Source organism: Clostridium sp. AM34-9AC, from assembly GCF_003480225.1.
Lineage (GTDB): Bacteria > Bacillota > Clostridia > Lachnospirales > Lachnospiraceae > Acetatifactor > Acetatifactor acetigignens.
In genome coordinates this window covers 118731-132793 of record NZ_QUIU01000003.1, presented here as the reverse complement: position 1 = coordinate 132793, position 14063 = coordinate 118731, and the positions used below count along the sequence as shown (strand labels likewise).

Below are 14063 nucleotides of genomic sequence, written 5' to 3'. Positions count from 1 at the left end.
TTTGCATTCGTAAGAACATTTGATGCTATTTATAGGGCGAAGTAACTGAATAGTTATATTTATTCTATGCCTGTGCGGCATAGGCAGCCATATCCACGTGCTGTACCGTACCCACATTTCCGTTTTCGTATAAGAAAATACCGGTCTTGCGGACCACAGCATTGGTCGCATTGGCATTGGTAGTGCCGTCCTGAGCCTTACGGTCTCCCTGCAGGGTAAAATCCGTAGAAGCGTTTTGCAGACAGATAGCACCGACACCCTTGTCAGAAAGTTTGTACAGTACGTCGTTGCCGTTTTCATCCTTGCACCAGATTTTTAATTTTGACCAGATGGAATCGTTCTCATCGATCCAGCCATTGCCATCCTCATCATACTGCGCCAGATCTGCAAAGCCATCCCCATTCCGGGTGCCGAACAGCTCACTGCCGTCGTTGATAGTGCCGTCACCGTTCTTGTCCAGTGCCAGATAGCCGCTGCCATTCAGCACGGAGATCTCTTCTTCCTTGCCATCGGCATCCAGATCAAAATAAAAGGTCTGATCCGACACTTCTGCCACATCAGTATCCAGGTTGATCACCAGCGGATCATGGAGCGTGAATTCTGCTACATTGAGTTGCTCTTTGTAGTATTCCTCGCATCTGCGGCTCATATTTACATTTACATTAAAATTGATCTCTCTGCCATCCTTGGTCCGTACGCTTCCCACGGTGGAAAAACTGGTATCCTCCTGTTCTATGTTCCAGGTCTCGCTCACATAGTTCAATATTTTCACACGGGACGTGACCAGATTGAACACGTCTGATGCAGGTGTTGCGGTTCCCTGTGTGCTGCCGGAATTCGTCTGGGTATTATTTACGCTATTCCCTGTATTCCAGCTGTTTCCGGTCTGATTACCGCTGCTCCATCCGTTTTCCTGCATCCAGTCCCGCAAAGTGCTGTTCCTGGACGGGAATAATAAATCAAAAATATAACGCACCGTATATTCCCGGATGGTAGACAATGTCTGTTCACTGGCACTGCTTCGCATATCCCATCTGGCAGAAGATACCAGCAAACGACTCTGCCAGTCTTTGGCTGTCATCGTGGTGTTCTCTGCAGTGTTCTCCTGTTCCTCCGTGTTCTGTGTGGTATCCTCACCATTCGGTGTCTTCTGTCCCTTAGTGGATACATCTGTCAGACCTGCCTGATAATCCGTTATCTCAAATCGTCTGACGCTTGTCTTAGAAGCGTGATAGCTTCTGGCGGAATCCATTCCTATGCTTGCGGAATCAATTCTCAAATCTGTAATTTTCTCCTTTCCCCGACCTCACCACGAACCAACAGGGCGCGCTTCCTGTAACGCTTAACAGTTCACCGCCGCATGTATTCATAAAAGCGCCTGCTCCGCAGTCGACGCCGCTAAGCGGCTCATCTTTTATTTCATACATGCGGCGCTCCGCTCATGCAATATCATATGTTCTGCTTTGTGTGCCAGCACCCACGCAGAACATATGATATTGCATGGCTGAACTGTTAAACTAAAAAAAGATGGTAAAGAAACAGAATACATATAATATGCCTCTGTCTGATTACCATCCGTGGTGTCATTATCAAACTGTAAAAAATAAGTAGCAGGAAGTGACTGGCCATGTCACCTCTCTGCTACTTATATCGTCCGCTATGGACATTTTATTTAGTGTTAATTTACTGCTGTTGGGGCTGAGTGGGAGCGCCAGGGGTTCCGGGTGCGGGAGGCACCGGTCTGCCGGCTGCTTTCAGCTTTGCTGCGATCATGCTGGCTACCATTTCTCTGGTCACTACGATGTTGCCACCGAAGGGATTGATCACGAATCCCAGCGCCGGACTGATATTGCCCTGTGCATCTTTGCGCAGCAGCATTCCCGCATAATCGTCAAAGTTCATGGCGAAAGTCTGCTGATTCTCCTCATCTCTCCACCTTTTTAGCTCTGTCCAGTCAGTGAACGCCATGAAGAACTTCCGACCGTCCTCGGTGGACAGCATCGGGAACTGTACTTTGGCATCTCTTGCGATGGTCACCCGGCCGTTTTCATCGGGCACAGGCACCGGATCGATCACGACCGGAGACAGGAACTTTGCTTTCTGCAGTTCATCCAGGAACATCTGTCTGTGTTCCGGGGTGTCCTCTGCTTTTAATAATTCAATGGATCCCACCATCATGGGGTTGGATACCGGTTTGTTAAATTCCATATTTTTTCTCCTTACTTCTCATTGTAACTATTCAGCCTCTCTTCGCGAAACGCATCTGCGATGGTTAGTCACATGTCTCTGAATAGTTACACTCGGTTATAGTTGATCAGGCATCCCTTCAGGATGATCTGACGTTCTTCGTCGGTCAGCTCTCCCAGCTTCAGGGTGAATTCCTTCATGCCTTCTCCGGTTGTTACCACATATGCCTTAATTTCCTCGGCCTTGTCTTCCACGGCTTTCTTAATACCAGGAATGAACAGGTAATCCAGATTCTTGAAAGGCAGGTCTCCGGGCTGGATCAGGAAAGGAAGCATGCCCCAGTTGATCAGGTTGGAACGATAACGCTTGGTGGCATACTCGTTGGCAATATTTGCCCAGCCGCCTAATACCTTCTGGCAGGAAGCAGCCTGCTCACGGGCAGAACCGTCTCCGGGCTTCACTGCGAAAATAGTGGAACCGAATCCGGTGTTCTCACGACTTGCATCGGGATACTGTTTCTTTACTTCACCCATAACATCCTTCAGTACTGGAACTGCCTGACAGGGATGTCCGCCGTTCATACGCTCTTTCTCTGCCTTCTGGATCTCCTTGGCACGTCCTACATACTGCGGATCCTTACGGCTTAAAGTGAACTCTGCCAGTCCCAGAGGATTGGAGCGGTAGGAAGAGGTCTCACCGGAGGGAATCAGCTCATCGGTAGTGGTTACGGGATCGTGGATCTCGGATACTACCTGCAGTACCAGATTCTCAGGCAGAGCCCCCATAGCGGGCCAGTCCTTGATATTGGGGCCGAACTGGATCTCTACGCTCTCGTCTGCCACACCGTGGGAATCAAAGACACGGTTCTTGTAAATATTGCTATCGAAATGATATTTGTATTTTCCGAAATCTCCATCGAAGTCCGTTGCGGGAGTCAGCACACCCTTGTTGGCTGCAGTGGCTGCGATGGAACGGGCATCCATCAGAGCTACGGAAGCGATCTGGCCGTTCTGCAGCTTGGAGCCTTCACGGTTCGGGAAATTTCTGGTAGAGTGACGGATACTGAATGCGTTATTGGCAGGCGTATCACCGGCACCGAAGCAGGGACCACAGAACGCAGTCTTCATGACTGCACCGGTCTCTAAGATGGTAGCCGCACAGCCGTTGCGGATCAGCTCCATGTATACGGGCATGGATGCGGGATATACGCTTAAAGTAAACTCATCCGCACCGATGTATCTGCCCTTCAGGATGTCGGCAGCCGCACAGATATTCTCGAATCCGCCGCCGGCACAGCCTGCGATAATACCCTGATCTACAATGAACTTGCCGTTCTTTACTTTATTTTTCAGAGTGAAGTCTACCGCACCGTCCAGACTTACTTTCGCACGCTTTTCCGTCTCATCCAGAATATCCATCAGGTTCGCATTCAGCTCTTCGATGGTGTAAGTATTGCTGGGATGGAACGGCATGGCAATCATAGGACGGATCTTGTCCAGATCCACCTCGATCAATCCATCATAGTATGCCACCTGGCCGGGATTCAGTTCCTTATAGTCTTCGGTACGTCCGTGGATCTCATAGAACTCACGGATCTGGTCATCGGTCTTCCAGATGGAGGACAGACAGGTGGTCTCTGTGGTCATTACGTCAATGCCGATACGGAAATCAGCACTCAGGGAAGCCACGCCGGGACCTACGAATTCCATTACTTTATTTTTTACATAGCCGTTCTTGAATACTGCGCCAATGATAGCCAGTGCCACGTCCTGAGGACCTACACCCTTCACGGGAGCACCCTTTAAGTATACGGCTACCACGCCGGGCATGTTGATATCATAGGTCTGGTTCAACAGCTGTTTTACCAGCTCGGGACCACCCTCGCCCATAGCCATGGTACCCAGTGCACCGTAACGGGTATGGGAATCGGAACCCAGGATCATCTTGCCACCGCCGGCTAACATCTCTCTGGCAAACTGATGGATAACTGCCTGATGAGGGGGTACATAGACTCCGCCGTATTTTTTCGCACAGGTCAGACCAAACATGTGGTCATCCTCGTTGATGGTGCCGCCTACGGCACACAGAGAGTTATGACAGTTAGTCAGTACATAGGGCATGGGGAACTTCTGCAGTCCGGATGCTCTCGCGGTCTGGATAATACCTACAAAGGTAATGTCATGGCTGGTAAGCTTGTCAAAACGGATCTTCAGCTTGTCCATATTGCCGGAGGTATTATGCTCCTGCAGAATACCATATGCCATGGTGTTTTTCGCTGCTTCTTCTTTGGAGATCGTAATGCCGGTCTTCGCCTGTATCTGACTGGCTGCTTCCGGGGTATCCGCTACGATGTCCGTACCGTTTACCAGGTAAGCGCCGCCCTGTGTTAACTGAATCATGCTCGTCCTCCTGTTATTCCACTTCTTATGCGTAATGTGCATCTAAATGTGCACTTCTTTCATTATACTGGATTGTTTTCTCAGATGCAATGATCTTATAGGATGTTTTTGCCACTGTACCACGCTAAATTTTATTTTTCTCCGGGAACCATTCCTCTTTTGTTCCGGTGTTGCTATAATATCCTCAGAAATTATGCCATTTTCCGAAAATCTATACGAAAACGACAGTTGTCGGCCGAATTCCGGCGGCAGCGGAAAGGAACCTTATGAATGTAGTAATAGCTATCGATTCCTTCAAGGGAAGTATGACCTCCATGCAGGCGGGTTTGAGCGCCGCCACGGGGATCAAACGTGTTTATAAAGATGCACATATTACCGTCCGTCCTCTGGCGGACGGCGGGGAGGGCACCGTCGATGCTCTGGTAAACGGCTGTGACGGCCGTATGACACAGGTGCAGGTCACAGGTCCTTCCGGTCACCCCGTTGTCTGTCCTTACGGCATCGTCGACGAGACCCATACCGCAATCATTGAAATGTCCGGTGCCGCCGGGATTACCCAGGTCAGCGGAGAGGAAAAGAATCCTCTGAACACCACCACTTACGGTGTAGGCGAAGTCATCAAAGATGCGATCCAGAATGGCTGCCGGCATTTTATTGTCGGTATCGGTGGCAGTGCCACCAATGACGGCGGTGTCGGAATGCTGCAGGCACTTGGCTTTGGCTTTCTGGATAAAAACGGAAATCAGATCCGCTTCGGAGCCAAAGGACTGGAGGATCTGGAATCCATCACTACGGATCATGTGCTTCCCGAACTCAAGGAATGTACTTTCCGCATAGCCTGCGATGTCTCCAACCCGCTCTGCGGAGAGCAGGGATGTTCCGCCATCTACGGACCGCAAAAGGGCGCTACTTCCACTATGATCCTGCAGATGGACAAATGGCTGGCTTATTATGCCGCTCTGGCCAGAGAACAGTTTCCTCATGCCGATGCCAAATATCCCGGTGCCGGTGCTGCCGGCGGTATGGGATTTGCTTTTCTTACCTTCTGCAATGCCACACTGGAATCCGGTATTAAGATCATTCTGGAAGAAACCCATCTGGAAAAATATATCCGGGATGCAGATGTCGTGATCACCGGGGAAGGCCGCCTTGACGGTCAGACGGTTATGGGAAAAGCTCCCATCGGTGTTGCCAGGATTGCCAAAAAATATGAAAAACCGGTACTTGCTTTTTCAGGCTGCGTGGTCAAAGAGGCCGTTGCCTGCAACGCAGAGGGCATTGATGCCTTTTTCCCGATTCTGCGGAACGTGGTGTCCCTGGATGAGGCTATGCATACCGACAATGCCATGACCAATATGACGGATACAGTAGAGCAGGTGTTCCGTACCATACAGACATTTTCCTCCGTCTGCAAATAATGCACTTTACAGTTTTTCTCTTAATGATAAGCTTATCAACGTAAAAAGTTTCTAAATGTAAAGCGAAGATTTTTCACACTCAAATTTGCTCCTGCACTGTATACTCAAGCATCCCATACCACAGCTTAAAATCTCCGGCTGACATCGTGTCCGCATTGCCCCTGCCTTCTAACACTTTTTAAGAAAATGTCAACAACCAGCTGTAGTATGGGCTGCCACCACTCCGGAAGTTCTGTTTGTATTGAAAATGCCGTTTTTTGCTAAAAAAATACAAAAGCAGGAGATTTTGGCCTTTTATAAGAGCTTATTTTCGCTAAAATGGGAAAAATAATAAAATCAGTACAAAAAATGTTGGATTTAGAAGTTTTTTGTACTGATTTTGATATTTTGATGCGATTTGCACCAAAGCAATAGAAATGCCTATAGTGTACAGATATTATGAGAAAGCACAAAACGCCCACGTCAGATGGAATGTCCTTCCAAGAATGATTGTCGGAAGGTGGTGATTTTTTCTCGAAAAGCATTGAAAGACAGGATGGAATGAACAGGATGTTTGCGGCAGGCTCCCTTGCATGACAGCCCTACGCTACGAACCATGCAGAAATAGAGCGAAACAGCGTCGCTTGTGCGCAAGCTCCCATCGACGCTGTTCCACTCTATTTCTGCATGGCTCGTAGCTATGCTAACTTTCCATTTACTAAACTATAGATTATTCTTCATATCCATTCGGATTGTTCTTCTGCCATCTCCAGGAGTCTTCGCACATCTCTTTGATGCCGTTCTCAGCCTTCCAGCCAAGTTCCTTCTCTGCCAGAGAAGCATCGGAATAGCAGGTGGCGATATCGCCTGCACGGCGGGGTTTGATCACGTAAGGAATCTTCACGCCGGTAGCTGCTTCGAAGTTCTTCACGATGTCCAGAACACTGTAGCCCACACCAGTTCCCAGATTGTAGATCTTCAGTCCTGCATTCTCCTCAATCTTCTTCAGAGCCTTTACGTGGCCCTTTGCCAGATCAACGACATGGATGTAGTCACGTACACCGGTTCCGTCGGGGGTATCGTAATCATCACCGAAGACACCCAGCTCTTTCAGCTTGCCGACTGCTACCTGTGTGATATAAGGCATCAGGTTGTTGGGGATACCGTTGGGATTCTCGCCAATGGTACCGCTCTTGTGAGCTCCGATCGGGTTGAAGTAACGAAGCAGAATCACATTCCATTCGGGATCTGCCTTCTGGATATCCGTCAGGATCTGCTCCAGCATAGATTTCGTCCAGCCGTAAGGGTTGGTGCACTGTCCCTTGGGGCATTCCTCCGTAATGGGAACAAATGCGGGATTACCGTATACGGTAGCGCTGGAAGAGAAGATGATGCTCTTCACACCATGTTTTCTCATGACATCTACCAGAGTCAGGGTACCGGCAATATTGTTCTCATAATATTCCCAGGGCTTCTGTACGGACTCACCGACTGCCTTCAGTCCTGCAAAATGAATGACTGCGTCAATCTGTTCCTTGCTGAAGATCTCTTCCAGAGCTTCACGGTCCAGAATGTCTGCCTTATAGAAAGGAACCTTCTTGCCTGTGATGGCTTCTACTCTGGGGATCACTTTCTCACTTGCATTGCAGAGATTATCCAATACGACTACATCATAGCCTGCCTGCTGTAATTCCACTACGGTATGACTGCCGATGAATCCGGCACCACCTGTTACCAAAATTCTCATACACTCTCTCCTATCCGCCGTGCATAGGACAATACTATTTGTTCACTATGGCGGCTGCACAATCTCTCATCTGTCAGAGCCGGATGAAATTTTTTCTTCGTTTCTTACAGTATCAGATTACTGTAATTCTATCGATTCCTCAATAACCTTATGTTGTGAAAATCTGTCGAAATGTTTACAGCACCACACCATTCTCGGTGAGCAGTTCTCTGGCACTTTCCACAGAGTCCACACCGGTCTTGTTCTTGATCGGCGCAAATTCTTTTCTTCTGACTACCTCGAAGGGCAGGCAGCTGTCCATCTGATGGATCATATCCAGCACCAGACTCTCGAATTTATAACCATTGGGAGTATCCGGCTTTACCAACTCTCCTGCAGCATCCAGATAAGGGATCTTCTTCTCTACGATATGCAGCGGCATCTTCTCTGCCATGATCTTTTCCAGATCCTGTACCTTGAACAGATAATTCAGGATCACACCATAATTATACGCGGGTTCTCCCTTCTCATCCTTAGCATTCATCAGTTCATCAGTCAGCTCGTAGTACTCCACGATGGAAGGTCTGCCGTCCTCCAAGCACATAACTCCTACTTTTTCATCCGGTGCATTCTTACGGACCACCTTGGAGCCTACGACACAGCCTCTCTGGATCGTAGCACCAATAAAGCAGGGATCAGCGATCCGCTGCAGTACATTGTCTACCGCAAACACATTCAGCCACTCAATGCCTTCGTTATGTACGATATCCAGCATGCCGTTATTTTTCATGGAAATGAACCAGCCGCCGTTACCGTTGGGAGAGGTGGACAGCTTGCCCTTCTCCTCCAGATAAATCTTGCCTTCATAATCGGTTGCCGCAGCCATCTCCTGTTTGAAGAAGTGGACATAATCCGCGTTGTATCCGAAGAAATCATGCTCTTTTAAAAATGCGATCGTTGCGTCATTGTTCTTATCGCTGGTCATCACAAACAGGTGGATCCAGCTGTCTGCCTGATGCACGACTTCCATCAGGTTATTGATCAGGCATTCAAAGATGTACAGTTCACGGGTCAGACCCACATTGTACATGCCCTTGGGATTATCGGAACCCAGTCTGGTACCCATGCCTCCGGCAAGAAGAACAGCTGCTACCTTGCCCTGTTTAATTGCGTCAATACCCGTCCTTGTAAAGCTGTCACGATTTGCCTCGATCTCGTCTAACTGCATTGCAGCCAACGGTGTGATCACTCCTTTTTTTGCCAGATCTTCTTTATGCTTGCAAGCTTCCAGAATGCTCATATCCGTAGTTTCGATCTGATTCAGAATCCCCTGCTTCTCTTCCTCGTTGAGCTCCCCGTAATACTTCAGAACATGTTCCTGACCATACTTTGCAAGCTTCTCCTTAGCCTGTTCCAGTGTCATACTCATATTCCTACCTCCGTTTTATTTTCTCCGACTATTCCACCCCGGGTAACAGTCAATTTTCTCTATTATACTTGATATTTCCTGTGATTGCAAACCTTACTCCCGGGATCGTTCCCGCCCGTAAGTCCTGCCGTTAAGATTCTGTAAACGTGTTGCAAAGATTTTGTAAATATCCCGACAAAATGGTGTTAAGGGTCGCTCAAAACTATTCACCCGGGGGTATCTGTTTACTATAATACGGTATGTGAAGTTTTTAAGGACTTCATCGAATGTTGTACAGAATGACAGAAAGTTGAGGAATTCATTATGAATATTGGAATTTTAATCATTGCAATCGTAGGCGGTGTTACCGGACTTTTATCCACAGCATATCTGGCAGTCAGTTTCCCTGCTGTGCTCCTGTGGAAGCTCTATCGCAGAGTAGTTCACAGAATTCCTGTCACCCAATAGTAATCAGTCAGCTACAAACACTTTCCCTCTAAAAAGGACCCGGAAGCTTTTGCCCGGGTCCCTTGTCGTATTCACTATTCTGTTTTACTCCTGCACCGGTTCCCAATTTTCATCCACCAAGGTCGCAGTTACTGTAATTCCCTCCGGTGCATTTTCTGCGCAGATCACAAGATAGAACATTCCTTCTTCCGAATCCACGGCATATTCTGACGGATCCTCCGGCAAAAAGACAGAAAATCCCTCCGGGTACTGCTGCATCTCCAGAAATCCCTTTTCCAGCAGTGCAGTTTTGTAGGCTTCTTTTACTGCATCCCGGTCCCCACAGGAGTACACCTTTATTGAAGTAAAAGTTCCATCTTCGCTGTCTGTCTCCGTACAATCTGAAATCACAGCATCGGGATAGATAATATCCTGCTGCACCGCTTTCAGATATTCCGTTGACATCCGGACACTCTGTAAGATCTCAAAAGTATCTTTTCCATCCTCGGAATGCGCCATGAGTACCAGACTCAAAAGCAAAATGAGCAGATAACTTCCCAGTGCTCCCGCCAGTATTTTCGCAAAAGGATTCTCTGGCTGCCCCAGATTTGTATAAGAAGTGATGATCCAGCCAAAATTTCGGTAGTCCACTGCGGTATTACAGTATTCGCAGACTCCGCCGCCCAAAATGTCCACACTGCCTCCGCAGTTGGGGCATTTGTATTCCCGGAGTGCCCTGCTGTGCTGCGTTACCACATCCTGTCTGCCTTCCAGTTCCAGCCGGATCTCCTCATAACGGTTCCAGATCTTCTTTCCTGTATCCAGTGTCAATCGGGTCCTCACTTCCACGCTGATTCTGTAAGACTCTCCCCGTGTCTCCGCCTCCAGAAAACGCACACCGCAAATGCAACAGTCCACCACATTCTGATACCGTACCACCACCGTATCCAGATCACAGGATGCGAAAAAGCGTACCTGCTCTGCCGTATCCGCCAGATGGATCATTCGCAGCTGGTATTCCAGATTCTGAAGAAAATTACCCGTGGAGAATTCCGGGATTGCGGCCTTTACTTTCGATTCGTCTTGAATTCTCGGCTTTCTGCGAGTCTCCATCACGATCAACATTACAATAAATATAATGAGCATGTAAAACAACGACCGGAAAAATACCGGAGCCAGACCAATTCCCAGCATCATGGCTGCGGCTGCCTTTACCGCATTGTATCCGTTCCTGCCCAACGCCAACAGCAAAAACATAATGCCGCCCGCACAGATGGCCAGTACCGCAAGAGAAATCGCTGTAATTCCCACCACAGCACCGGCTTTCATAAAGTTGGAAATACTTTTCTGTCTTGCGTCCTCCTCCAGAGAAAATCCGGATACCTTTGTTTCAAAATCACTGACGAGAAACTTTGCCCCGCAGGCATCGCAGCCATCGATATAGCTGGTCAGTTTTCCCTCATGTCCACAGTTAGGGCAGATAACCATATCTCCCTGCACATCCGCTTTCAAAAAGCTCGCCACTGCAATCTCCGGTGTCTTTAGGAACGCAATCTTTTTTCCATTGCGGTAATAAGTCCGTCTCATTTTTACCGGCTGGGTACGGCGGCAGCTATAATCATAACCATCCTTCCAGGGACCATCATAGTCCGCCAGTCGTGCCGGCTCCTGCATCTCCATATCCACCGTCAGTTCCCGCTGCTGCAGTCTTTTTCTGCTCAGGCGCAGACTTTGCCAGAAAGGCTGGGTTGTCTGCTCCATCAGGTTCTGTTCCGCTTCCCCGTTGCCCTGATAGAATGCTTTTAATTCCCCGTAGAAGTCTTCTGTCCGTCTCTCGATCTCTTTCCGTGCATCATTCAGAAACTCTGTTGCCATTTCGTTTTTCTCTCCTCATAAGTGATTCTGCCGCGCAAAGGTCCTGATATCTTTTGTATCTTATGTCCCAACTGCTTTGTCCCATATAGCTATGTATCCATTATATAAGTTGGTACTCGGTATTTCAAGACACTTTCCCGTATAGAATGATTTGCCTCATCGAATATCTAGTGCTGGTGCAGATACTTCTCTCTGGTAGCCAGTCCGCCGCGGATATGACGCTCGGATTTATTCACATCCAATACCTTCCGCGCCTGCTTTGCCAACGCCGGATTCACCTGGGCCAGCCGCTCCGTCACATCCTTATGTACCGTGCTTTTGCTGATGCCGAAGGCCTTGGCAGTCTGCCGCACCGTGGCGTTGTGGTCGATGATATAGCCCGCTATCCCTATAGCTCGTTCTTCAATATAGTCTTTCAAAGGAAAACCCCTCAGGATACTTTTTTACAGTGTATGAAAGTATCTGAGGGGTTATGCATCCTGACAATTAAGCCGCTATTTGACAATTATTTTGTTTCAAAATATAATAGTTGTACTTTGCAAGTATCCATTTTGAACATACGGGAGGTTTTTTTGTGAAAGAGTCAAAGCTCCGGCTGCGTTCCGCCGGTTTACTTTCTGTTGCGGCAGGATTTATGTTGTTTCTTTATGCTCCATTGGAAATTTATTTTAATAACAAATATGAATTCTGGTTTGATTTTTATGATCTGATCCCGCTCTGTCTGTTGATGTTTGCGGTATTTACGGGTGTCAGCTTCCTGTTGGCTTTCATCGTTTCGAAGATAAATACCAGGCTATATCATGGATTTCTCACAGTTTATCTGATTGCGTTCCTCTGCACTTATATTCAGGGCAATTTCATGATAGGCAATCTGCCTCATCTGGATGGAAGTACGGTGGATTGGGCACAGTATTCCGGATTGCGTATCGGCTCCGTTGCTCTCTGGGTGGCAGTCACGGTTCTGGTGATACTGACGGTGAAAAAGCTGTCGCTTACAAAGGTGGCAGATGCAGCAGGTGCTGTCAGCGGGCTGATCAGTCTGGTTCTGTTGGTGACTCTTGTAACGCTAGGGTTTACAAAACAGGGCCTGGAACACAAATTTTCTATGCTCAACACCACCTATGGGGAACTGGAAATGTCTACCGATCAAAACCTTGTACTTCTGGTTCTGGACACAGTAGACGGAGACATCATGTCACAGGTGATCGAACACCATCCCGAATATAAGGAAACTCTTTCTGATTTTACTTATTATAATAATACGATGTCGGCCTATCCATTCACCGCATATTCAGTTCCTTACCTCTTCTCCGGCGAATGGTATGAGGATCAGGAAGAATTTATCGAATATGCAAAGAGAGTCTATCGGGAAGCTCCTTTCTTTGATGATCTGGAAGCCAGAGGATACCGCATGGGAATGTATGAGGAGGAAGCTTACCGTCTGGAAGAAAGCATGCTCCGGTTTGAAAATATGATCGACACGACCCCCACGATCTCTTCCATTGCACAATTTATGAAACTGGAAATCAAGCTGGTCGGATTCAAATACATGCCTTTTGATCTCAAGCGCTTCTGCCTCACCATCCCGGCGGAATTCAATTCACTGGAGAAGACCGATGATATCAGTGATTACGAACTCTTTTCTTCCGACAATCAGGCCTTCTATACCTACCTGAAAAAGACACCGGTAACACTGACCGATGACAAATGCTTCAGATTCATCCATCTGGTAGGCGCCCACAGTCCCTGGCATCAGGATGCACAGATGAACGAGATTGAAAACGGCACCTACGAACAAAGCATTGAAGCCAGCATGACAATCGTGGCTACGTATCTGCAAAAACTGAAAGACAGCGGTGTCTATGATAATACGGCCATTATGATCCTGTCGGACCACGGATACAACATTGAGGATGATGACAGTTCCGAGAAACGGCAGCATCCTATTCTGTTCGTAAAGGGTGTCGGTGAGCATTATGATGAACTACAGATTTCCTCTGCTCCCATTTCCCAATCTGATTATCTGGAAGCCTACACACGACTTCTGGATGGCAAACAGGGGGATGCCATCTTTGATTACAAGGAAGGTGATGCCAGAGAACGACGTTTCCTGTTCTATGATTACGATGAGCCCACTCATTTTTATGAGTATATGCAGACCGGATATGCCGGAGATGTAGACACGATGTACTTCACCGGTGTGGAAATCACACCATAATGGTCTCACTCCGAAATAATCACTTGCATTATCTTCTCTAAAAGGTATAATGTTTATAACAGCCTTGTTTTTAACAAATATTGCACGTACATACGAGAAGGAGGGTTCTTATGAAATTATCAAAAATCGAACAGGTAAACGAGTTTCTTGCTATTGTTGACAGTTGTAAAGGGGAGGTTACTTTAAGATCCGTAGACGGTGATATTTTTAATCTGAAGAGCAAACTTTCCCAATATATTGCCATTGCTGCTTTGCTTGGTCAGCATGGTGATGAACTTGAGTTATTCTGCTCAGACAGCTCTGATGAAGGAAAATTCATGCATTTCCTGATGGAAAATCCCAGTGTACAATAGATTCACTTATAAATAATATACTATAATAACAAAGCACTCCCATTAACCGGGAG

General features: G+C 47.6%; 11 protein-coding genes. 4 read left to right on the top strand and 7 right to left on the bottom strand.

The genetic code is table 11. The features are described 5' to 3' along the window. Window positions 1-64: 64 nt before the first annotated feature. The 3 genes from DW835_RS02810 to DW835_RS02800 form a co-directional block, all read right to left on the bottom strand. The gene (locus tag DW835_RS02810; protein ID WP_118538548.1) at window positions 65-1279 is read right to left on the bottom strand and encodes a hypothetical protein; all 1215 of its coding nucleotides are present in this window, start codon (window positions 1277-1279) and stop codon (window positions 65-67) included. 404 nt (window positions 1280-1683) lie between these two features. Then, a complete protein-coding gene (locus DW835_RS02805; RefSeq protein ID WP_118668467.1) occupies window positions 1684-2208 on the bottom strand; it encodes an SseB family protein in 525 nt (174 codons plus the stop codon). Between the two features lie 86 nt (window positions 2209-2294). Beyond that, the gene (locus tag DW835_RS02800; RefSeq protein WP_118730648.1) at window positions 2295-4586 is read right to left on the bottom strand and encodes a hydratase; all 2292 of its coding nucleotides are present in this window, start codon (window positions 4584-4586) and stop codon (window positions 2295-2297) included. Window positions 4587-4852: 266 nt separating this feature from the next. Between DW835_RS02800 and DW835_RS02795 the strand changes: the two genes are divergently transcribed. After that, window positions 4853-6004 (top strand): glycerate kinase, encoded by a 1152-nt coding sequence (locus DW835_RS02795; protein ID WP_118501913.1) that lies wholly within the window; start codon window positions 4853-4855, stop codon window positions 6002-6004. 709 nt (window positions 6005-6713) lie between these two features. Here the strand turns inward: DW835_RS02795 and galE are convergent. Both galE and DW835_RS02785 read right to left on the bottom strand, forming a co-directional pair. Continuing rightward, window positions 6714-7730, bottom strand: a complete 1017-nt coding sequence (galE, locus tag DW835_RS02790; RefSeq protein ID WP_022153306.1) for a UDP-glucose 4-epimerase GalE — start codon at window positions 7728-7730, stop codon at window positions 6714-6716. Between the two features lie 175 nt (window positions 7731-7905). Then, window positions 7906-9138, bottom strand: coding sequence for a UDPGP type 1 family protein (locus tag DW835_RS02785; protein ID WP_347559347.1), 1233 nt, complete (start codon window positions 9136-9138; stop codon window positions 7906-7908). A 303-nt stretch (window positions 9139-9441) separates the two neighbouring features. Here DW835_RS02785 and DW835_RS17890 point away from each other — a divergent pair, with 303 nt between their 5' ends. After that, on the top strand, window positions 9442-9585 hold the full coding sequence (locus DW835_RS17890) for a hypothetical protein (RefSeq protein ID WP_182430213.1): 144 nt from the start codon (window positions 9442-9444) through the stop codon (window positions 9583-9585). An 84-nt stretch (window positions 9586-9669) separates the two neighbouring features. Here DW835_RS17890 and DW835_RS02780 read toward each other — a convergent pair whose 3' ends face one another. Next, window positions 9670-11439, bottom strand: a complete 1770-nt coding sequence (locus DW835_RS02780) for a prepilin peptidase (RefSeq protein WP_118730647.1) — start codon at window positions 11437-11439, stop codon at window positions 9670-9672. A gap of 167 nt (window positions 11440-11606) precedes the next feature. After that, the gene (spoIIID, locus tag DW835_RS02775; protein WP_118501909.1) at window positions 11607-11858 is read right to left on the bottom strand and encodes a sporulation transcriptional regulator SpoIIID; all 252 of its coding nucleotides are present in this window, start codon (window positions 11856-11858) and stop codon (window positions 11607-11609) included. Between the two features lie 155 nt (window positions 11859-12013). On the opposite strand from spoIIID, the gene DW835_RS02770 reads away from it, so the two are divergent. Continuing rightward, entirely contained in the window at window positions 12014-13657 is a 1644-nt protein-coding gene (locus DW835_RS02770; RefSeq protein WP_118730646.1) for a sulfatase-like hydrolase/transferase, read from the top strand. Between the two features lie 110 nt (window positions 13658-13767). Beyond that, window positions 13768-14010: a hypothetical protein gene (locus DW835_RS02765; protein ID WP_022312681.1), complete on the top strand. Its 243-nt coding sequence runs from the start codon at window positions 13768-13770 to the stop codon at window positions 14008-14010. Window positions 14011-14063 lie beyond the last annotated feature (53 nt).

Coding starts and splice junctions, on each gene's coding strand:
- DW835_RS02805 (WP_118668467.1), bottom strand. CDS start 2,208: ATGGAATTTAACAAACCGGTATCCAACCCCATGATGGTGGGATCCATT.
- DW835_RS02800 (WP_118730648.1), bottom strand. CDS start 4,586: ATGATTCAGTTAACACAGGGCGGCGCTTACCTGGTAAACGGTACGGAC.
- DW835_RS02795 (WP_118501913.1), top strand. CDS start 4,853: ATGAATGTAGTAATAGCTATCGATTCCTTCAAGGGAAGTATGACCTCC.
- galE (WP_022153306.1), bottom strand. CDS start 7,730: ATGAGAATTTTGGTAACAGGTGGTGCCGGATTCATCGGCAGTCATACC.
- DW835_RS02785 (WP_347559347.1), bottom strand. CDS start 9,138: ATGAGTATGACACTGGAACAGGCTAAGGAGAAGCTTGCAAAGTATGGT.
- DW835_RS17890 (WP_182430213.1), top strand. CDS start 9,442: ATGAATATTGGAATTTTAATCATTGCAATCGTAGGCGGTGTTACCGGA.
- DW835_RS02780 (WP_118730647.1), bottom strand. CDS start 11,439: ATGGCAACAGAGTTTCTGAATGATGCACGGAAAGAGATCGAGAGACGG.
- DW835_RS02765 (WP_022312681.1), top strand. CDS start 13,768: ATGAAATTATCAAAAATCGAACAGGTAAACGAGTTTCTTGCTATTGTT.